Consider the following 20321-nt stretch of genomic DNA (forward strand, 5'->3'; position numbering starts at 1 on the left):
CTGACCCGCAGGGAATCCGACTGTACGGCCCTGACCCGCGGGCCGTCCCCGGCGGTACCGTCCCCCCATGGCAGCCGTAGCCGCATTCGCCCCCTGGTCGCCCGAGTTCGTCGCCGACCCCTACCCCGGCCTCGCCGAACTGCGCACCGCCGGCCGCGTGCACTACTTCCCGCCCTCCGACCAGTGGCTCGTACCGCACCACGCCGACGTCGGCGCACTCCTGCGGGACCGCCGCCTCGGCCGCACCTACCTGCACCGCTTCACCCACGAGGAATTCGGCCGCACCCCGCCCCCAGCCGCACACGAGCCCTTCCACGCCCTCAACAGCAACTCCCTGCTCGACACGGAAGTCCCCGACCACACCCGGCTGCGCCGCCTGGTGTCCAAGGCGTTCACGCCCCGTACCGTCGAGCAGCTGACCCCCGTCGTCCGCGCGCTGGCCGACGGACTGGTCGACGACTTCGTCGCGGCGGGCGGCGGTGACCTGCTGACCGCGGTCGCCGAACCCCTCCCGGTCGCGGTCATCGCCGAAATGCTCGGCATCCCCGAGGCCGACCGCCACCTGCTGCGCCCCTGGTCCGGTGCCATCTGCGGCATGTACGAGCTGAACCCGCCGGAGGAGACGGCACGCCGCGCGGTGGAGGCCTCCCTCGAATTCTCCGCCTATCTCCGCGAACTCATCGCCGCCCGGCGCAAGGAGCCGGGCGAAGACCTGATCAGCGGTCTGATCGCCGCCCACGACGAGGGCGACCGGCTGACCGAGCAGGAAATGATCTCCACCTGCGCGCTGCTCCTCAACGCCGGCCACGAAGCCACCGTCAACACCACCACCAACGGCTGGCTCGCCCTCTTCCGGAACCCCGGACAGCTCGCCGCACTCCGCGCAGCCCCGGATGCGCTGCTCCCCACCGCCATCGAGGAACTGCTGCGGTACGCCACCCCGCTCCAGCTCTTCGAACGCTGGGTGCTCGACGACATCGAGCTCGACGGCACGGTCATCCCGCGCGGAGCGGAGGTCGCCCTCCTCTTCGGCGCGGCCAACCGCGACCCGGCGCGCTTCGACCGGCCGGAGGAGCTGGACCTCTCCCGCCCGGACAACCCGCACGTCGCCCTCGGCGCCGGCATCCACTACTGCCTGGGCGCCCCGCTCGCGCGCCTCGAACTGGCCGCCTCCTTCGGCGCCCTGCTCCGCGCCGCCCCCACCCTCCGCCTCACCACCGAGCCCACCTGGAAGCCGAACTTCGTGATCAGGGGGGTGCGGGAACTCCTGGTGGAGATCTGAGGGGGAGCGCAGTGCAGCCGCAGCCGCAGGCCACCGGGCGCAGTGCCGCCGGGCGCCAGGGGCAAGGGTAGGGGGAGTGCCTGAGGCGGCGGGCCGAGGCGCCGCCGGTGGCGTGTAGTACTTGAGACGGACCCGCGCAGATCCCCATCGGGCCGGACGCCGCAGACCGTCCCCGTACATACGGTGGTGTGCGTGAACGAGACTCCTCAGTTTGTGGACGGCAGCCGCCGGAAGCAGGGCGATGCCGGGTACGCCCGGACCGGCCCGAACCCCGAAGCACGCATCGTGAGCGGCGTGCTGAGCGGCCTCCGCCGCGACCTGTTCTCCCACCCCTTCGCCTTCCGCCCGCTGCCCCCGCTGGACGCCGACCGGGTGGCGGCCCTGGTGCCGTGGCTGCCGCCCCGGGTGGGCCGCTGTCTGCGCTGGACACCGCACGCGGTGGTCCTCGGCTACGCCTTCGTGCTGCTGATGTTCGCCGTGCAGGTGAGCTCCGTCGGGCCGTCCCTGTTCACCCTGATCTTCGGTGTGCTCGTGGCGGGCCCGACGGCGATGACACTCGTCCGCCCGGTGGGGGCGTTCTGGGTGTCGCTGCTGGCCGTGTGTTTCGGGTTGCTGGGCGGCGGCGGAGGCGCCTGGGCGCTCGCCGTCATGGGGCACCTCGCGACGATGACCCTGGTCGTCCTGCGTACCCGGCCCCGCCTGGCGGCGGCGATGTGGACGGTGACGTTCGCCGTGCTCACGCCCGGCACCACCATCCTCGGTTCCGACACCTCCCTGCTGCCGCAGGTGGCGGTGGCGAGCGGGGTCGTGCTGCTGGCGGCCGCGGCCGTCCGCGCGTGGCGTGAGGAACGGCAGCAGGTCGAGGAGACCCGTACGGTCACCGCGGTGGAGCGGTCGCGGCGTACCACGCTGGAGGAGCGCGCGACCATCGCCCGCGAGCTGCACGACGTCGTCGCGCACCACATGTCGGTGATCGCCATCCAGGCGGAGGCCGCGCCGTACCGGGTGACCGACACGCCTCCCGAGCTGGCGACCGCCTTCTCGACGATCCGCGAGAACGCCGTGGCCGCGCTCACCGAACTGCGGCGCATCCTCGGCGTCGTGCGCTCCGAGGACCCGGACGCCTTCGCCGGCCCGGAGGCCCCGCAGCCCACCCTCGCCGACCTGGACGGACTGCTGGACAGCGTGCGCGGGGCGGGGCTCGACGTCACGGCCGTCGTCACCGGTGCGGTACGACAACTGCCGCAGGGCGTCGAACTGTCGGCGTACCGGATCATCCAGGAGGCGCTGAGCAACGCCCTGCGGCACGCGCCGGGCGCCGAGGCCCGGGTGGAAGTCGCGTACGTCCTCGGCGGTCTCGGCCTCCGTATCGTCAACGGCCCCGCGAACCGCCTGGCCAAGCCGTCGCCCGGCGCGGGCCACGGCGTCCTCGGCATGCACGAACGCGTCGGCATGCTCAACGGCGAGATGATCAACGGCCCGACGGAGGACGGCGGCTACGAGGTCACGGTCTTCCTCCCGGCAGCCCCCACACCGGAACCGTCCGACTCGTCGGCGACGACCGGGACACCGAGGGAGACCGGAGCGACTCGCGACCAGGGACGGGGACCGTCCGGGCACGGTGCGACTGGGACACCCGCTTCTTCTGGTACGAAGGAGCCGTCACCATCCCCCACCCGCCCGATGCGGCACGCCACCCCGCAGTACCCCACCGCTCGCCCGCCCGCCGACTCCCCGCCCGCCGACTCCCCGCCCGCCGACTCCCCGCCCACCGACTCCCCGCCCACCGATTCACGCCGGAGCGTCGACTCATCCCAGCCCACCGTGTCGCTGAACAAGCCGGACACCTCGCCGGAGAGGCCGCAGGAATGATCAGAGTCCTGATCGTCGACGACCAGGTGATGGTCCGCGAGGGCTTCTCGGTCCTGCTCAACGCGATGCCGGACATCGAGGTCGTCGGCGAGGCGGTGAACGGCCGCGACGCGGTCGAACAGGTCGCCGCACTCCGCCCGGACGTCGTCCTGATGGACATCCGCATGCCGGAGGTCAACGGCCTCGACGCCACCCGCGAGATCGTCGCCGCTGACGCGGACGCCAAGGTGCTGGTCCTGACCACGTTCGACCTGGACGAGTACGTCTACCAAGCGCTCCGCGCGGGAGCCAGCGGCTTCCTCCTCAAGGACGCCTCCGCCGGCCAGCTGGCCGAGGGCGTACGGATCGTCGCGTCCGGCGAAGCGCTTCTCGCGCCGACCGTCACCAAGCGGCTGATTTCGGAGTTCTCCCGGCTGGGCACGCCCCGGCCGCCCGCCCAGGACCGCGTCGGCGACCTCACGGAACGGGAGACCGAGGTCCTGGTACTGGTCGCCCAGGGCCTGTCGAACGGTGAGATCGCCGCGCACCTCGTCATCGCCGAATCCACGATCAAGACGCATGTGAGCCGCATCCTGGTGAAGCTGGGCCTCCGCGACCGCACCCAGGCCGCCGTCTTCGCCTACGAAACCGGCCTGGTGACACCGGGCGCCTGAGCCACCGCCCCCACCCGTCTCCCCCCCACCCCTCCACCCCCCACCGCCAGCCCCCGGGGCCTCCTGCCGGTAAACCCCGAACGATATCCACAGGGTGTGGATATCACTGTGGGGTCAGCGACCGACCACCACCGAAAGGGTGCGGGGCGAACCGAAGGCAAGATTCCGGAGGGAAGAGACCGCCGGGAAGAGACCGCCGGGATGGGAGCGACGGGGAGGGCCGACGGGGAAGGGCTGACGGGGAAGGGCCGAAGGGGAGGGCGGGCCCCACCCCCGTTTCCGGGCCCGTCCCCACGACCTCCCCCTGTGCCCTCTCCCTGCGCCTTCTCCCCGCGTCCTCCCCCGGCACGCTCCCTCGTGGGTCGCCCCTCGTCGCCACCCCATTCCCCGTCGTCCCCCACTCCCCGGGGTCACCCCATGTCCCGGCGCCTCACCCCCACCAGGCCGACGGCCGTGCTCACGGCGGCGATCAGTAGCAGCCACAGGAAGGGGGCGGCCGTCACGTCGCCGCCCGGGAGCTTCGGGAGGTGGCTGAAGGGGGAGAGGTCCATCGCCCGCTGCGGGAGGTCGAGTGCGGGGCCGATCCAGCCGAGGGCCAAGGACGCGCCGACCAGCCCCCAGGCCGCCGCCGCCCACTTCGGGAGGGCGCCGAACAGGAACGTGGCGAGCCCGGTCAGGACCCAGACCGCCGGTATCTGTGCCAGCGCCGCGCCCATGATCGAGCCGAACCGACCGCCCATGTCTCCGACGGTGCTCCCGTACCCGATCGCCAGGCCCACCCCGCCGGCCGCCAGCACCACGGCCGTGCCGAGGAACGCGATCAGCAGGTGGCTCGCCGTCCAGCGCAACCGCCCGACCGCGCAGGCCAGTACCGGTTCGGCCCGGTCGCCGGTCTCCTCCGCGCGCAGCCGCAGCACCGCGCCCGTCGCGTAGAGGGCCGCGACCATCCCGAGCATGCCGACCATCGTGGCCAGGAAGGTGTCGGTCAGCGCCTGGGCGCCGCCCATCCGTTCCAGGATCCGCCGGGTCTGTTCGTTGTCGCCGACCATGTCGGCGGCACCGTCGGCGATGCCGCCGAACACCCCGCCGGCCACCGCGAATCCGACCGCCCAGCCGAGCAGTGTCATGCGCTGCAGCCGCCAGGCGAGGCCGAACGCGCCGTTCAGCGAAGCCGGTGCGCGGGCCGGTCCCGGCCGGGCGGGCAGGAAGCTCATCCCGATGTCGCGCCGAGCGGTCAGCGCGTACCCGGCGCAGGCCGTGAGGACGGTGCCGGCGGCCAACAGCAGCAGCACCCACCAGCGTTCACCGGCGTAGGCACGCAGATGCTGGGACCAGCCGATCGGCGAGATCCAGGTCAGCGGCGAGGAGCCGTCGGCGGTCGCGGCGTCGCCCGCGGCCCGCAGGACGAAGGCGAGGCCCACGACCGCGCCCGTCAGCCCCTTGGCGAGCCGCGCGCTCTCGGTGAGCTGGGCGGCGATGGTGGCGACGCCCGCGAAGAAGATGCCGCTGCCGCCGACGGCCAGGCCCAGCGCCAGCGACCCCGCTGCCGGTTGACCGGACGCGGTGAGTCCGGCGGCGATGACCAGCGCCAGCGCGACGTTGGCGAGGAGCGCGGTCAGCAGTGCGGCCGTGATCGGCGCGCGGCGGCCGACCATGGCGGCCGACAGCAGCTCCTGACGGCCCGTCTCCTCCTCTTCCCTGGTGTGCCGTACGACGATCAGCAGGCTCATGACGGCGGCGAGCACCGCCCCGAAGCCGGCCATCCGCCAGGCGACCAGCCCGCCGATCGAGTCGCCGAACACCGGCCCGTACAGCGCGCGCATCGAGACGTTGGCGTTCATCGAGTGAGCCAGCTCGGCGCGTTTGGCCGCGGTGTCGTACAGCGCCTCGAAGGAGCCGCCGAGGCTGGCCATCGTCAGGCCGAGCAGCAGTACCCACAGGGGGATCATCAGCCGGTCGCGGCGCAGCGCGAGACGCAGCAGGGTGCCGGTTCCGGCCAGGTCGCGGCTCCCGCTCCGGGCGGCGGGCCCGGCGAGCACGGCGGTCATCGCGAGGTCATCCCTTCGGCTTCGGACGGGGTGGCGCCGTGAGCCTCGCCGGCGCGGCGGTCCCCGTTGGCCGGTTCGCCGCCCAACTCGTCCTGGTAGTGCCGCAGGAACAGCTCCTCCAGCGTCGGCGGCGTACTCGTCAGGCTGCGCACGCCGGTGGTGGTGAGGGAGCGCAGCACCGCGTCGAGCTTGTCGGCGTCGACCTGGAGCCGGACCCGGCTGCCCTGGACGTCGAGGTCGTGCACCCCGGCGAGGCGGGACAGCCCGTCGGGCGGGCCGGCCAGTTCGGCGGAGACGGAGGTGCGGGTGAGGTGGCGGAGCTCGGCGAGGGAGCCGCTCTCCACGGTCCGGCCCTTGCGGATGATGCTGACCCGGTCGCACAACGCCTCGACCTCGGACAGGAGGTGACTGGAGAGCAGGACCGTACGCCCGCGGTCGCGCGCCTCCAGGACGCACTCCTGGAAGACCTCCTCCATCAGCGGATCGAGGCCGGAGGTCGGCTCATCGAGGATCAGCAGGTCGGCGTCGGAGGCGAAGGCGGCGACCAGGGCGACCTTCTGCCGGTTCCCCTTGGAGTAGGTGCGCCCCTTCTTGGTGGGGTCGAGCTCGAACCGCTCCAGCAGCTTCGCCCGGCGGGCGTTGTCGAGTCCGCCGCGGAGCCTGCCGTACAGGTCTATGACCTCGCCGCCGGAGAGGTTGCGCCACAGCGTCACGTCCCCGGGTACGTACGCGATGCGGCGGTGCAGCGCGACCGCGTCGTGCCAGGGGTCCTTGCCCAGCAGGCGGGCGTCTCCTCGGTCGGCGCGCAGCAGGCCCAGCAGGACGCGGATGGTGGTGGACTTCCCGGCGCCGTTGGGCCCGAGGAAGCCGTGCACCTCGCCGGGGGTGACGGTGAGGTCGAGACCGTCGAGCGCGCGGGTGCGCCCGAACGACTTGTGGAGACCGGCGACGTGGACCGCCGCTGCTGGGTCGGATGCTGGGGTCATGATTTTGAACATACGCTACTTTCACAAATTTGTGAAGTTAAGGAAGCGTATAAAATTGGAGGACGCGCGGCGGAGCCGGAGCGCGCGACGCCGGTCGCCGGGGGTTCGGGAGAGGATGAGCAGATGAGCGAGGAGCAGAGGGTGGAACGGCGGGACGACGAGGCCATTTCCCAGTTCGTGGAGCGTTTCGCCGCGCAGCTCGTGGACGCGGGGATGCAGCGGATGCCCGCCCGGGTGTTCTCCTGCCTGCTCGCCTCTGACTCCGGCGTGCTCACCTCCGCGGAGATCAGCGAGCGGCTGCACATCAGCCCCGCCGCCGTCTCCGGGGCGATCCGTTACCTCGCGCAGGTCGGGATGGTCGGCCGGGAGCGCGAGCCCGGCTCCCGGCGCGACCGGTACCGGGTGCACAGCGAGCAGTGGCACGAGGCGCTGACCCGCAAGGACAGCAACATGACCCGCCTGGAGACCGCGCTGCGCGAGGGCGTGGAGAGCCTCGGCCAGAGCTCACCGGCGGGCCGCCGGGTCGGCGAGACCCTCGCGTTCTTCGAGTTCATGCAGCAGGAGCTGACCGTGATGATGGAGCGCTGGCGGGCGCACCGCGATCAGCTGCGCGCGCAGCAGGACGCCGAGGACGAGGGCCGCCTCCCCCGGTGAGGGCGCGCGCCTGCGACCGGGCGCTCGGGCTTCTTCGCGCCCGCCGTCCCGGGCGTGAGAAGCGTCACCCCCGCCGCAAGATCACTCCCGGGGCAGCGTCAGCCGCCACGCGGACGGCTGGACCGTCCACGTCCGCGTCCTGACCGGCCCGCCGATCACCGCGTCGGCCCGGTACCGGAAATCCGGCCCGGACACCGTCACGGCCCGCGCCCGTACCCGTACCGGCGCCTCCGCTGCCTGCCACTGCACGACCACCTCGGCCAGCCCCTCCGGCTCCTGCGACGCGCACGCCGCCCCGTCGCCCGGTTCCAGGCCGTGCGCCGCCGTGCACCCCACCGGCGTGACCGACACCCGGTGCACCGGCCGGTCCAGATCCGCCAGCACCACGCCGTCCGCCTCCACCCGCAGCCGCGGCAGCACCCGCTCACCGCGCCGGCCGCGCCCCCCGCCGCCACCCGGGACGGGCGCCGTGAGCAGCGAGAGGGCCGCTCGCGCGGTCCGCGCGGCCGGCATCCACCAGGACCGCTGTGCGGGCACGGCCGGCTCCTCGGCGGCCGCACACGGCTCCGGCGCGGGCTGCTCGGCCAGTTCGCCGCCCGGGATGCGCAGCCCGCCCAGCACGATCCCGTCGCTGTCGTCGGACAGCAGGTCGAGGGCGCGTTCCTGGCCGTCCAGGACGGCGCGCGCCGCGGTCACGGTGTCGGTGGGGACGCCCAGCGCCCGGCACAGCGCCACCCCGGCCGGCGCCCCGACAGGCACCAGCGACAGCGCCACCCGGGCCAGCTCACGCTCCTTGTGGAGCAGCTCGACGGTGCGCATCAGGGCGCGGTCGTCGCCGATCACCACGGGGCGGCGATGCCCCCTTCGGGCGAGCACCCGGGCGAATTCTCCGGGGTCGTCCGGGAAGCAGATCTTCGTGGTCGCGGCCGCACACAGGACGTCCTTGGCGATGCGTACGGACTCGCCGTCCACACGGCGGGCGACCGGGTCGATGACCACGAGCAGGGAGCGCCCGGCAAGGTCTGGAGCCGACACCTCGGTCCTTCCTAGGGCTTGCGTTCTCTCGGGGAACGGACTCGGACGGGAAGGGGACAAAACGGTCGTCGCGACCGCCGCAGGCCCCCGTGCCCCGGCGCCGGCCGGGCGCCCCGCGATTGTCCTGTTCGTCGCCCGAGAGAAATGTTGGGTAATCTCTCGGTGCAAGAGCCCCTGTCGTTGTTGCGCCAGGGGCTTCGTCTATCCGGGGCACCGGTTCGACGGCTCGCGCGGCGGCTGCACCAGGCAGTGAGCCGCTCGCACGTTGGACATGCCCCGCCCGGAAGGGGTGTACGCCTGTGCCCGCACTTGTGCTGCTCGGTGCTCAGTGGGGTGACGAGGGCAAGGGAAAGGCCACCGACCTGCTCGGTGGGTCCGTCGACTATGTAGTGCGCTACCAGGGCGGCAACAATGCCGGCCACACGGTCGTTGTGGGCGACCAGAAGTACGCACTGCACCTGCTCCCTTCCGGGATCCTCTCGCCGGGGTGCACCCCGGTCATCGGTAACGGCGTCGTCGTCGACCCGGCGGTCCTGCTCTCCGAGCTGAGCGGACTGAACGAGCGCGGCGTCGACACGTCCAAGCTGCTGGTCAGCGGTAACGCGCACCTGATCACGCCGTACAACATCACCGTCGACAAGGTGACGGAGCGCTTCCTCGGCAAGCGCAAGATCGGCACCACGGGACGCGGCATCGGCCCGACCTACGCCGACAAGATCAACCGCACCGGCATCCGGGTGCAGGACCTCTTCGACGAGTCGATCCTGCTCCAGAAGGTCGAGGCGGCCCTCGACTTCAAGAACCAGGTGCTCGCGAAGCTCTACAACCACCGAGCGGTGGTCGCCGAGCAGGTCGTCGAGGAGATGCTCGGCTACGCCGACCAGATCAAGGGCTACGTCGCCGACACCACCCTGATCCTCAACGACGCCATCGACGACGGCAAGGTCGTCCTCTTCGAGGGCGGCCAGGGCACGCTCCTGGACGTCGACCACGGCACGTACCCCTTCGTGACCTCGTCGAACCCGACCGCCGGCGGTGCCTGCACCGGTGCCGGCGTCGGCCCGACGAAGATCAACCGGGTCATCGGCATCCTGAAGGCGTACACCACGCGCGTCGGCGCCGGCCCGTTCCCGACCGAGCTGTTCGACAAGGACGGCGAGGCGCTGCGCACCATCGGCGGCGAGCGCGGTGTGACCACCGGCCGTGACCGCCGCTGCGGCTGGTTCGACGCGGTCATCGCCCGCTACGCGACCCGTGTCAACGGCCTCACCGACTTCTTCCTGACCAAGCTCGACGTGCTGACCGGCTGGGAGCAGATCCCCGTCTGCGTCGCCTACGAGATCGACGGCAAGCGCGTCGAGGAGCTGCCGCACAACCAGAGCGACTTCCACCATGCGAAGCCGGTCTACGAGATGCTCCCGGGCTGGTCCGAGGACATCACCAAGGCCAAGACCTTCGCCGAGCTCCCGAAGAACGCCCAGGCGTACGTGAAGGCGCTGGAGGACATGTCGGGCGCCCCGATCTCCGCCATCGGCGTCGGCCCGGGCCGCGACGAGACGATCCAGATCAACTCGTTCCTGGACTGAGGCACCCGAAGGGGGCCCGTGGCCCCTGCCCCACGGGGGCCGCGCGTCCTGTGGCGGGCCACCCCGGAGTGACGACCGGCAGCCGCGTTCACTGCACCTTCGTGTAGGAACGCGGCTGCTTGTCGTTGCCGCGGAACTCGCGCACCAGCGAGCCGTCGTCCGCGATCCGGAAGTACGAGGAGCTGCTGGCCGTGCACCCGGGGGCGCGCCGCTGCACCACGGAGGGGCCGACCGTCAGCTTCCCGTCGGCCGAGTAGAAGTCCGCACGGGCCGTGCAGTGCCCGCCGCTGCCCCGCACCTCGATGGTCACGGCGGCGCTGCCCACGGGGGCGCGCTCGATCGTCACCCGCTGGGTGCCCACACCATCGGCGTTCGGCCGCTCCCATGTGCCCAGATACGCCGTCGGCACCACCTCGTGGCCCGCGGGCCGCAGCGTCGCCGTACGGCCCGCCGCGTTCCACACGAGAGTGCCGCGGGGCCCGCGCTTCAGGTTGTGCTCACCCAGCGCCGAGCAGCGCCCCTCGGGCGCGGAGTGCACCACGGTGGTGTCCAGCCGCAGCCCGTCCGCGTCCGACACGGAGACGAGCTTCCCGTCGCTCTTGCACTCGTACGTGGCGCCGAGGCTGATGCTGTTGGCGACCACCTCGCCCACGGACCCGTGCGAGATCACGAACCGCCGCTGCTGCCCCGTGGGCACGCCGTCCCGCTCCACGGCACCGGTCCAGGTGCCCACGTAGGCCGCCGGGATGTCGGAGCCGCCGCCGCTCCGCCCGCCGCCGCCCAGCGCGGGCACGGTGAACGTCGCCACACCGGCGGTCGCGATCACCACGGCGACAGCGCCCAGCGCCAGGGGCCAGCGGCGCCGCCGGGGCGTGGTCGGGAGGAGGGCAGGAGCGCCGCTTCCGGAGCCGTCCGGGCCGGCGTGCGGACTGCCCGGACCCGGCCCGCCGCCGGGCCCGTACGCGCTGCCCGACGTTGTTCGCGAGCCGGCCGGCAGGACCGTCGTCCGTGACTCCGAGCGCTTCGAAGGGGGCGCGCCGCCCGCCTCTTCCGTACGTCCGCGTGCCGGCTGCCCCGAAGGCGGCGTATCCGCGTCCAGCAGGCGTACGGCATGCTGCCCCAACTGGGCGACCAGCTGAGCCGGCAACCACGGCGAGCTCGCTCCGCCGCTGCACACCGGCCCGATCTCCGAGACGATGTCCTCCGGCGTCGGCCGCTCTTCCGGGTTCTTCAGCAGGCAGCTGCCGATCAGCTCCTGCAGGTGCTTCGGCACGGAGTCCAGTTCGGGCGCGGACTCGGCGACGCGGAACATCACCGCGTGCACGCCCGATGCCGGCGAGCCGAAGGGCATCCGCCCGGACGCCGCGTACGCGAGCACCGAACCCAGGCAGAAGACGTCGCTGGCGGGCGTGACCCGCTCCCCGCGCACCTGCTCGGGCGACATGAAGCTCGGCGAGCCGACGACCATCCCCATCTGCGTCTGGGTGTGCTCGCTCACCGCGTCCAGCGCCCGCGCGATACCGAAGTCGATGACGCGGGGGCCGTCGATGGTCAGCAGGACGTTCGACGGCTTGAGGTCGCGGTGCACCAGGCCGACGCCGTGGATGTCGAGCAGCGCGCTGGACAGCCCGTAGGCGAGCCGCCTGACCCCGTACTCCGGCAGCGACCCGTACGTGCCCTCCACGACCTCGCTCAGCGACGGGCCCGCGATGTACCCGGTCGCCACCCACGGGACGTCCGCCTCGGTGTCGGCGTCCAGTACGGGCGCGGTCCAATTGCCGCCCACGCGCCGCGCCGCCGCCACCTCGGCCCGGAACCGGTCCCGGAACTCCTGCTCGACCGCCAGTTCGGCCCTGACCAGCTTCACGGCCACGGTTCTGCCGCCCTCGGAGCGCGCCAGGTACACCCGACCCATGCCGCCGGTGCCCAGCCGGCCGAGCAGGCGGTAGGCGCCGATCGTCCGCGGGTCCTCGGCCGTCAGCCCCTTGAGACCGTCCATGCCCGGCACCCTCCCCGTTCGCTCTGCCGTTGCCGTCGCGTCCTGTGGCGTTACGGCATCGTCAGCCGAGCGTAGGCGGCCGGGGATCGCACGTGGGCAGCCGGGGCGTCACGAGGCGGGAACGATCGGTCCGGCGGGTGCGTTGGTCAGGCAGTCGTGGTCGGGGGGAAGTTGCGGGCGATCAGCGACTCGACGGCAGGGGGGTGGAATTCGGGAAAGTCCATGATGACGACGCCGAGGTGGACGCCGGGCCGAGGGGCGGCCAAGTAGTCCAGGACGGCGGGCATGACCGCGTCGGCGAGGTGCTTGGGCCAGCGGAAGCCGTTGGCCGCGTCCGGGGCGAGGCTGGTGAAGTTCAGGTAGAGCCGGTCGGAGTCCTGATGGGACGTCGCGGCGTCGAAGTGCCGCAGGATGTCCTGCCGCTTGGTGTCGACCGATGTCGCGTAGTGGTCCTGCAGCTCGAACCACTCGTTGGAGAAGGTGCCGTTGTCGCCGGCGGGCCAGGCGGGCGCGCTCAGCCCGGAGGCGAACTGGGTGATCAGCACGACCTTGCCACGGGCCGTGCCGAGCGCCGGCAGCGTGGGCCGGATGGCGAAGAGGTCCCCGTACCCCTTCGGCCCGAGGTACTCGGCGAACTTGTCGCTGAGCTGGGCGTCGGTCAGTCCGTGCTCGTTCTTGACGCGCATCAGCACGGTTTCGCCCGGCGAGGACCGCAGGAAGTCGCGGCACTGATCGAGGACGGTGTTGAACGTGATGTCCTGGTAGTACGACCCGTGATAGACGCCGAGTTCACCGGGCACGTCCGGCGGCGGCGTACCGAGGCGGATGTCGAAGAACCGTATGCCGCGCCGCAGTTGCTCCGGTATGCCCATGTTCTGGGTGTGCGACCACTCCGTACCGTTCATCGGATCCGTGGCACAGGTGTCGTGCGTCCCCGGGACGGTCAGCCGGGTCAGCGTGATGCCGTCCGACAGCGCGGACATCCACCGGGCGGGGTCGGCCGCCGCGGCGGAGCGGCCGGCAGCGGGGGCGGTCGGGGCCGTGAGCGCGCGGGCGGGCGCCCCGGCGAGCAGAGCGGTGGCGGAGCCGGCCATGGCCGCGGCGACGAACCCTCGACGGCTGATGGGCATGCGGAACCCCTCCCAGTGGCATGCGGCCCGGCACCACACGGCACGAGCCTCGGCGGCGGAGCTGCGTGTGGTGAACAGGAGAGTAGCCGCAGCGACAGCAGGGGCGGGCGGGACTGAAGAAACCCATGGGGCGCTCAGTTGCCGTGGTCGACCCCCGGCTCGACTTCCTTAACGCCGATGGGGGGCGCCTTTAACCCACCGGTTCCTACGTTTTTCCTGTGCCTCCCGGGGCGCGGCTGCCCGCCGCGCCCCGGGAGCGAATCGCAGGAGACGTGGCCGCCCGACGGGTCGGCCACCCGTGACCGGACGAGGAAAGCGATGACTACTCTCGGACAGCTGGCCGCCCACCTCGGGCTCGATCTCGCCGCGGTGTGCGTGCTCACCTTCGCCGTGTACTACCCACGGCACCGGCGCCGCGACCTGGTCCCGGCCTACCTGGCCCTGAACGTCGCGCTCTTCTCGGTCGTCGCGGCGCTCGCGGAGGTCAACGGCAGCGGCGGCACAGCGCTGGCTTTCGGCCTCTTCGGCGTGCTGTCGATCATCCGGCTCCGCTCGGACTCCATCCAGCACGAAGAGGTCGCGTACTACTTCACGACCCTCGTCCTCGGCCTGCTGTGCGGGCTCCCGCAGCTGAACCTGGGCTTCGCCGCGATCTTCACCGTGCTGCTGCTCTTCGTCATCTGGTGCGCCGACCACCCCAAGCTGCTCACACGGAGCCGCCGCACGGTCGTCACGCTCGACGTCGTCCACACCGACCCGGCCGCGCTCCGCGCCGACCTGGCACGCCGCGTGGGCGAGCCGCTGAACTGGACCGTCAAGCAGGTCGACTTTGTCCGGGACGTGACGGTCGTGGACGTCCGCTACCGCGAGATGGAACGTTCGCTCGCCGTTGCTCGTACGCCTCACAAGGCGGCTGACCACCAGGCGCCCGGGGAACCGGCAACCCAGTACCGCGCCGACCGCTCGCCCCACGTATCCGACCACGGCACCACCGCGCACCACCCCGACCGCACCGCCGAACTCCCCTCCGGACGTACCGCCAACGCCTCGAAGGAGACCGTGTGAACCCCGCCGTACGCGCCATCGCCCGTGCCGCACTGGCCGCCCACCCCATCACCCTCGCCGAGGTCCAGGCCCGCGCCGAACTGCTGGCCCGGCACGACAACAGCTACCTCGTACCGGTCGAGACCTTCGCCGACATCGCCGCCCGGCTCACCGACCCCAAGCGCCCCGGCGGCCCCTTCAAGTCGCTGTGCATCAACGGCCGGCGCTGGTTCCGGTACAACTCCCTCTACTACGACACCCCCGACCTGCGGGCCTTCCACGACCACCGGCAGGGACGGCGGCTCCGCTACAAGATCCGGGAGCGGCACTACGAGGACACCGGCGAGCGACAGTTCGAGATCAAGCTGAAGAGCGGACGCGGCGAAACGGTCAAGTTCCGGCAGCCGATGCTCCCCGGCGACACCGCGCTGGACCGGGCACCGCGCGACTTCCTCTCCTCGGTGCTGCGCCGCAACTACGACCTGGCGGCCCCCACCGACCTCGCCACCTCGCTGGTCACCGACTACCAGCGGGCCACCTTCGTGGCCGACGGCCAACGCATCACCTGCGATGCCGGCATGGTCTGCCACGACCCGCGCACGGGCCGCTCCGTCCGCGCCGACGGCGGACTGGTCCTGGTCGAGTCCAAGACCGACGGCCACCTGACCGAAGCCGACCGGCTGCTGCACGCTTATGGCGTCCGCCCGGCCGAGTTCACCAAGTACTGCGGCGCGCTCTCCGCCCTCCGCCCCGACCTCACCGCCAACGCCTGGCGCCGCGCCACCCGCACGGTCTTCACCCCGGCCCAGCCGCACGCGGCGTGACGGGGACGCCGTGACGGCAACGACCCGGCGGAAGGACGACCCGGGCGGGCATCACGCCGACGGACCGCCGAGGTGCGCCTCCACCCGGGCACCACGGCCCTCGTCCCCATCGGCAGGGACCGCATCCCGGCCGCCGGCCCGACGCGCCGCGGTCAGCACCGTGCGGCCCCCGGTCTCCTCCGCGACACGGCGCACGATGTCCAGGCCGAGCCCCGTCGAACCACCGCCGCTCTTGCCCCGCTGCGGGACGTGCCCCTCGGGGAAGCCGGGCCCGTCGTCCTCTATGACCAGCACCCCGCCGCCCCCGAGGCGGCCACTCGCCGCCCCGCCCTCGTGCCCGTGCTCGGCAGCGGACACGGAGAGGCGCATACCGACACCCTCCGGCGTATGGTCGAAGACATTCCCGATGAGTGCGTCGACCGCCGCCGCGAGCTCCGCTTCGTCCGCCCGTACGGACACCGGCGCATCAGGGGCGTGAAAGTCCAGCGTGCGCCCCTGGTCCTCGGCCAGCGGCCGCCAGAAGTCCGCCCGCTCACGGGCCACCGCCACCAGGTCGGCACATGGCGCACCGGCCCCCGCACGCCCCGGACCGCCCGCACCTCCGTACCCCGCGGCCTCCCGCAACGGCTTGCGCGCCGTACGGATGACCTCGTCCACACTGCGTTCCAGCGCCGCCACATCCGCCGCGATCCGCTCCGCCTCCCCCGGATCACGCAACCCCTCCGCATCCAGACGCAGCGCGGCGACCGGCGTACGGAGACGGTGCGCCAGATCCGCCGCGTTCTCCCGCTCTGCGGTGAGGAAGCCCTCGATGCGGCCCGCGAGATTGTTCAGCTCGCCGGCCACCAGACGCAGCTCCGGCGGCCCCTCGGGCTCCGCACGGGCCGTCAGATCACCGGCCGCCAGCCGGTCCGCGACCTTCGCCAGCCGCCGCGTCGAACCGACCAGCCGGGCCCCCAGCCGGTCCGCGACCAGCAGCCCCAGCAGCACCAGCCCGACACCGAGCCCGGCGAACGCCAGCCAGGACGGCAGCGTCCCCGCGTACAACTGCTCGTCGGACAGCGCTACATGCACGACGGCGGTACCGCCCGAGGCGCCCTGCACGGGAACCAGCACGACCTGGCCGCCCCCAGGAGGCGCGTACGCGAACGCACGCCCGTAACGCGCCAGGCGCACGGCATCCGTGACGCGCGACGGCGGGCCCAGCACCGTCCCGTCGGCGAGAATCACCGACGTCTGCGGGAGATCCGGCCCATTGGCGGCAGTGACCAGCGACGCGGCAGTCGACCGACTGCCCTCCGGACCGGGATGGGCCAGCGCCGTACCGATACCGGCCGCCAGCGACTGCGCACGGGCCGTCGCATCGGCGGTGGCCCGGTCCGCGGCATGGCTACGGGTGAGGATCGCGAGCGGCACCAGAAGGGCCGCCAGGACGAGCGCGGTGGTCAGCGCCGTGACCAGCAGAATCCGAAGACGCATCGCAGCTACTCCGGACGCCGCGACGCGCCGCCGCCACTGCCGTCACCGTCGCCGCTGCCGTCGTCGCTCTCGGGGGCCGCGAGCTTGACGCCCACCGTACGGACGGTGTGCAGGTACCGGGGCTGCTGCGCGGTCTCCCCGAGCTTCCGCCGCAACCACGACAGATGCACGTCCACGGTCTTGTCCGCGCCGCCGAGCGGCTGCTGCCACACCTCCGCGAGCAGTTCCCGGCGCGACACCACCTGACCGGTGCGGCGGGCGAGATAGACCAGCAGGTCGAACTCCCGCGGCGTCAGATCCAGCGGCGCACCGTCCAGCACGACCTCGCGCGCAGCCGTGTCCAGGACCAGCCCGCCGACCCGAAGCGGCGCCTCCGGCTCGGCGGTACCCAGCCGGCGCAGCACCGCCTTGATCCGCGCGTCCAGCTGCGCGGCGCCGAACGGCTTCACGATGTAGTCGTCCGCGCCGTCGTCGAGCACCGCGACCATGTCGCCCTCCTCGTCGCGCGCGGTGGCCACGATGATCGGTACGTCGCTGACCGCCCGCAGCATCCGCAGCACCTGGGCGCCGTCCACGTCGGGCAGCCCGAGATCCAGCACGATCAGGTCGGGCCGGTCGGTGACAGCGGCATCGAGGCCGGACATCCCGGTCGCGGCAGTGGCCACGGCATGACCGCGGTCCCGCAGCGCCCGCACCAGCGCGCTGCGCAATTGGGGGTCGTCCTCGACGACGAGCAGGTGGGACATGACGCCACGGTAACCAGCGATGATCTCGCCCGGGCGATCGACCACAGGCTTTGTGGCCGCCTTAACCGGACGTTAGGGAACGGTGCGGGAGCCTGGATCGTGCCTGGTCCGACGGGCTCCGGTTGAATCCGATGGGCCCGGGTCGGATCGGATGGGCCCGGGTCCGGTCGGATGGGCTCCACGCGTATGTCGCGGAGGGTTTCGCCGCCGGGGCGCGGACGCTGTGGACAACCGGCTCACCCGATCGAGCTCGGCCCCCAGCACATCCGCCCTGTGGAAAACCGCCCGACGCCGGCCCGAGCAGGCAGAGTGAAACCACCGGGACCACCCAGGACCGGGCAGCCGCCGGGACCGGACAAGGCCCCGGCGAATCAGCAACATCAGACACACCAGAAACATCAAAAACACCAGCAGCACCAGAAGACGCCAGCAACATCTGGAAACGCAGGACAGAGGAATGGGAAAGGAGGACGCGCGATGAAGTGGCGAGGCGCGGTGGTGACCGCCGTATGGGTCTGCGCGTTCGCGGGAGCGGGTGGCCTGGGCGCATGGTCCCTGGCCAACACCGACATGGGGTCGCGGAACAGCCGGGCCGAGCCGCTGGACGACGACGGGGTCCGCCAGAAGCTCGCGGCCGCCCGTACCTCCGCCCGGCCCGACGGCTCCCCGGACCCCGGCGGCAGCGCCTCCGGCCCCGCCTCCCCGGACGCGAGCGGATCCGGTACCCCGTCCGAGGGCGCCGAGCAGACTCCCGGCGGGACCTCCTCCGACTCCGCAGCGCAGGTGGGCACAGTCAATGTCACCGGAGGCAGCGCCACCGCCGAATGCCGGCCCGACGGCAGCGTCTACCTCACTGTCTGGAGCCCGGCCTCCGGCTACCACATGGACACGGTGAAGCGCGGCCCCTCCGACGTCGCCACGATCGAGTTCGAACCGATCGACGACGGCGACGACCGTACGTACGCGATCCGCTGCACCGACGGCCACCCGAAGGCCATACCGGTGGCCGACCACGACAGCGACGAGGACGACGACGATGACGACTGAGAGCAGCTGACGACTGAGGGGGCGGGGTGGGGGAGGGGGAGGGAGGGGAGCCCCCCCCGGGGCCCGGGCAGTAGGGAAGAGGTCGCGGCCGCCCCCCACCCCCATCGACAACCTGTCAGACCCTCCCCCCACACCCATACACACTGTCGGTACCGGCGTCGGTGCGGTGATCCTTAGGCTGGTGAGCGTCCGCCGCCCCACGTTCCCGCGTTCTCGCAGTACGGCGTGGTCGTCGCGCAGGTGGTCGCAGTGCAGCGTCTCGCTGATCAGCGCTCCGGCAGCGCATGCAGCGTCTTCGCGGTACGGCGTCCTCGCAGCGCAGCGTCCTCCGGTACGGCGTTTTCCCGCGTTCCCGATGTCCTGGCGGCCCGAAGCGATCCGAGGTAGTGACCGTGACCACGACGCAACCAGACCCCGCCGCCGGCGCGGCCGTGAAGGCCGCCGACCGTGCCCACGTCTTCCACTCCTGGTCGGCGCAGGGCCTGATAGACCCGCTGCCGATCGCGGGCGCCGACGGCTCGTACATGTGGGACTACGAGGGCAACCGCTACCTGGACTTCGCCTCGCAGCTGGTCAACACCAACATCGGGCACCAGCACCCGAAGGTCGTCGCGGCCATTCAGGAGCAGGCCGGCAAGCTGTGCACGCTCGCCCCGGGCTTCGCCGTGGATGTGCGGTCCGAGGCCGCGCGGCTGATCGCCGAGCGCACGCCCGGCGATCTGGACAAGATCTTCTTCACCAATGGCGGCGCCGAGGCCGTGGAGAACGCCGTGCGCATGGCCCGGCTGCACACCGGCCGGTCCAAGGTGCTGTCGACGTACCGCTCGTACCACGGTGCCACCGCGGCGGCGATCAACCTCACGGGCGACCCGCGGCGCTGGCCCTCGGACACCGCGTCGGCCGGCGTGGTGCACTTCTGGGGCCCGTTCCTGTACCGCTCGCCCTTCCACGCGGAGGACGAGCAGCAGGAGTGCGAGCGCGCGCTGCGCCACCTCGAGGACACCATCGCCTTCGAGGGCCCGCAGTCGATCGCCGCGATCATCCTGGAGACCATTCCGGGCACCGCCGGCATCATGGTCCCGCCGCCCGGTTACCTCGCCGGCGTCCGGGAGATCTGTGACCGGTACGGCATCGTCTTCATCCTGGACGAGGTCATGGCGGGCTTCGGGCGTACGGGCCGCTGGTTCGCCGCCGACCACTTCGATGTGACGCCGGACCTGATGACCTTCGCCAAGGGCGTGAACAGCGGTTATGTGCCGCTGGGCGGTGTCGCGATCTCCGCGGAGATCGCCGCGACCTTCGACAAGCGCCCGTACCCGGGTGGTCTGACGTACTCCGGTCACCCGCTGGCCTGCGCCTCCGCGGTCGCGACGATCAACGCGATGGCGGAGGAGCGCATCGTGGAGAACGCGGCGGAGATCGGTGAGAACGTCATCGGCCCGGCGCTGAAGGACATCGCCGAGCGGCACCCGTCGGTGGGCGAGGTGCGCGGCATGGGTGTCTTCTGGGCGCTTGAGCTGGTCAAGAACCGTGAGACGCACGAGCCGCTGGTGCCGTACAACGCGTCGGGCGCGGACAACGCCCCGATGGCGCAGTTCGCGGCGGCGTGCAAGGAGCGGGGCATGTGGCCGTTCCTGAACATGAACCGTACGCATGTGGTTCCGCCGTGCACGGTCACGGAGACGGAGGCGAAGGAGGGCCTGGCCGCCCTCGACGAGGCCCTGACGGTGGCGGACGCGCATACCGTCTGACGTCCCGCCGTACGGCATACCGTCTGATGTTCCGCCGTACGGCACGCAGCCGGACGTGCTCTCGCCGGGGCGGGGGGGCCCCCCCCCACGGGGGGGGGCCCCCCCCCCCCCCCCGGGCGCCCCCCCCCGCCCCCCCCCGCGGGGGGGGGGCCCCCCCGCCCGCCCCCGGCGCGGCGCGCGCCCCC

Annotated in this window: 15 protein-coding genes and 1 pseudogene; 9 read left to right on the forward strand and 7 right to left on the reverse strand. The window is 72.3% G+C overall.

Annotated elements, in window-relative coordinates; translation table 11 throughout:
• The first annotated feature begins 67 nt into the window (after positions 1-67).
• From ACIGQF_RS33380 to ACIGQF_RS33390, 3 genes and pseudogenes are all read left to right on the forward strand, one after another.
• Positions 68-1282, forward strand: coding sequence for a cytochrome P450 (locus ACIGQF_RS33380; RefSeq protein ID WP_399718230.1), 1215 nt, complete (start codon positions 68-70; stop codon positions 1280-1282).
• Positions 1283-1579: 297 nt separating this feature from the next.
• A pseudogene (locus ACIGQF_RS33385) lies at positions 1580-2848 on the forward strand (sensor histidine kinase); the annotation flags it as partial.
• 302 nt (positions 2849-3150) lie between these two features.
• Positions 3151-3807, forward strand: coding sequence for a response regulator (locus tag ACIGQF_RS33390; protein WP_399718233.1), 657 nt, complete (start codon positions 3151-3153; stop codon positions 3805-3807).
• 410 nt (positions 3808-4217) lie between these two features.
• On the opposite strand, the gene ACIGQF_RS33395 is transcribed toward ACIGQF_RS33390, so the two are convergent.
• Positions 4218-5855, reverse strand: a complete 1638-nt coding sequence (locus ACIGQF_RS33395) for an ABC transporter permease (protein ID WP_399718236.1) — start codon at positions 5853-5855, stop codon at positions 4218-4220.
• Positions 5852-6841 carry an ATP-binding cassette domain-containing protein gene (locus ACIGQF_RS33400; RefSeq protein ID WP_399718239.1) on the reverse strand — a complete coding sequence of 330 codons (990 nt, stop codon included), beginning with the start codon at positions 6839-6841 and terminating at the stop codon, positions 5852-5854. Before ACIGQF_RS33400 ends, ACIGQF_RS33395 begins: the two co-directional genes overlap by 4 nt.
• A gap of 123 nt (positions 6842-6964) precedes the next feature.
• Here ACIGQF_RS33400 and ACIGQF_RS33405 point away from each other — a divergent pair, with 123 nt between their 5' ends.
• Positions 6965-7495, forward strand: a complete 531-nt coding sequence (locus tag ACIGQF_RS33405) for a GbsR/MarR family transcriptional regulator (protein ID WP_399718242.1) — start codon at positions 6965-6967, stop codon at positions 7493-7495.
• Positions 7496-7576: 81 nt separating this feature from the next.
• Here the strand turns inward: ACIGQF_RS33405 and ACIGQF_RS33410 are convergent, their stop codons facing one another.
• A complete protein-coding gene (locus ACIGQF_RS33410) occupies positions 7577-8530 on the reverse strand; it encodes a hypothetical protein (RefSeq protein ID WP_399718244.1) in 954 nt (317 codons plus the stop codon).
• Positions 8531-8829: 299 nt separating this feature from the next.
• On the opposite strand from ACIGQF_RS33410, the gene ACIGQF_RS33415 reads away from it, so the two are divergent.
• Positions 8830-10116 (forward strand): adenylosuccinate synthase, encoded by a 1287-nt coding sequence (locus tag ACIGQF_RS33415; protein ID WP_361553709.1) that lies wholly within the window; start codon positions 8830-8832, stop codon positions 10114-10116.
• 88 nt (positions 10117-10204) lie between these two features.
• Here ACIGQF_RS33415 and ACIGQF_RS33420 read toward each other — a convergent pair whose 3' ends face one another.
• Entirely contained in the window at positions 10205-12115 is a 1911-nt protein-coding gene (locus tag ACIGQF_RS33420; RefSeq protein WP_399718248.1) for a serine/threonine-protein kinase, read from the reverse strand.
• Between the two features lie 146 nt (positions 12116-12261).
• Complete coding sequence (locus ACIGQF_RS33425; RefSeq protein ID WP_399718251.1) at positions 12262-13245, reverse strand: phosphatidylinositol-specific phospholipase C; 984 nt, start codon at positions 13243-13245, stop codon at positions 12262-12264.
• Positions 13246-13563: 318 nt separating this feature from the next.
• Between ACIGQF_RS33425 and ACIGQF_RS33430 the strand changes: the two genes are divergently transcribed.
• Together ACIGQF_RS33430 and ACIGQF_RS33435 are read left to right on the forward strand one after the other, a co-directional pair.
• Positions 13564-14310 (forward strand): DUF4956 domain-containing protein, encoded by a 747-nt coding sequence (locus tag ACIGQF_RS33430; protein ID WP_399718253.1) that lies wholly within the window; start codon positions 13564-13566, stop codon positions 14308-14310.
• Positions 14307-15113, forward strand: coding sequence for a polyphosphate polymerase domain-containing protein (locus tag ACIGQF_RS33435; RefSeq protein ID WP_399718256.1), 807 nt, complete (start codon positions 14307-14309; stop codon positions 15111-15113). Before ACIGQF_RS33430 ends, ACIGQF_RS33435 begins: the two co-directional genes overlap by 4 nt.
• Positions 15114-15164: 51 nt before the next feature.
• Here the strand turns inward: ACIGQF_RS33435 and ACIGQF_RS33440 are convergent, their stop codons facing one another.
• On the reverse strand, positions 15165-16592 hold the full coding sequence (locus ACIGQF_RS33440) for a sensor histidine kinase (RefSeq protein ID WP_399718259.1): 1428 nt from the start codon (positions 16590-16592) through the stop codon (positions 15165-15167).
• 5 nt (positions 16593-16597) lie between these two features.
• Positions 16598-17338: a response regulator transcription factor gene (locus tag ACIGQF_RS33445; RefSeq protein WP_399718262.1), complete on the reverse strand. Its 741-nt coding sequence runs from the start codon at positions 17336-17338 to the stop codon at positions 16598-16600.
• A gap of 477 nt (positions 17339-17815) precedes the next feature.
• Between ACIGQF_RS33445 and ACIGQF_RS33450 the strand changes: the two genes are divergently transcribed.
• Positions 17816-18385: a hypothetical protein gene (locus ACIGQF_RS33450; protein WP_399718265.1), complete on the forward strand. Its 570-nt coding sequence runs from the start codon at positions 17816-17818 to the stop codon at positions 18383-18385.
• Positions 18386-18777: 392 nt separating this feature from the next.
• Positions 18778-20136, forward strand: coding sequence for an aspartate aminotransferase family protein (locus tag ACIGQF_RS33455; RefSeq protein WP_399718267.1), 1359 nt, complete (start codon positions 18778-18780; stop codon positions 20134-20136).
• Positions 20137-20321: the final 185 nt, after the last annotated feature.

Source organism: Streptomyces sp. NPDC053560 (assembly GCF_044544605.1).
Lineage (GTDB): Bacteria > Actinomycetota > Actinomycetes > Streptomycetales > Streptomycetaceae > Streptomyces.

What these genes read in the sequence shown, in the direction of transcription:
- ACIGQF_RS33440 (WP_399718259.1), bottom strand. Translation starts at nt 16,592, where the DNA reads ATGCGTCTTCGGATTCTGCTGGTCACGGCGCTGACCACCGCGCTCGTC.
- ACIGQF_RS33430 (WP_399718253.1), top strand. Translation starts at nt 13,564, where the DNA reads ATGACTACTCTCGGACAGCTGGCCGCCCACCTCGGGCTCGATCTCGCC.
- ACIGQF_RS33445 (WP_399718262.1), bottom strand. Translation starts at nt 17,338, where the DNA reads ATGTCCCACCTGCTCGTCGTCGAGGACGACCCCCAATTGCGCAGCGCG.
- ACIGQF_RS33405 (WP_399718242.1), top strand. Translation starts at nt 6,965, where the DNA reads ATGAGCGAGGAGCAGAGGGTGGAACGGCGGGACGACGAGGCCATTTCC.
- ACIGQF_RS33450 (WP_399718265.1), top strand. Translation starts at nt 17,816, where the DNA reads ATGAAGTGGCGAGGCGCGGTGGTGACCGCCGTATGGGTCTGCGCGTTC.
- ACIGQF_RS33395 (WP_399718236.1), bottom strand. Translation starts at nt 5,855, where the DNA reads ATGACCGCCGTGCTCGCCGGGCCCGCCGCCCGGAGCGGGAGCCGCGAC.
- ACIGQF_RS33400 (WP_399718239.1), bottom strand. Translation starts at nt 6,841, where the DNA reads ATGACCCCAGCATCCGACCCAGCAGCGGCGGTCCACGTCGCCGGTCTC.
- ACIGQF_RS33425 (WP_399718251.1), bottom strand. Translation starts at nt 13,245, where the DNA reads ATGCCCATCAGCCGTCGAGGGTTCGTCGCCGCGGCCATGGCCGGCTCC.
- ACIGQF_RS33420 (WP_399718248.1), bottom strand. Translation starts at nt 12,115, where the DNA reads ATGGACGGTCTCAAGGGGCTGACGGCCGAGGACCCGCGGACGATCGGC.
- ACIGQF_RS33390 (WP_399718233.1), top strand. Translation starts at nt 3,151, where the DNA reads ATGATCAGAGTCCTGATCGTCGACGACCAGGTGATGGTCCGCGAGGGC.
- ACIGQF_RS33380 (WP_399718230.1), top strand. Translation starts at nt 68, where the DNA reads ATGGCAGCCGTAGCCGCATTCGCCCCCTGGTCGCCCGAGTTCGTCGCC.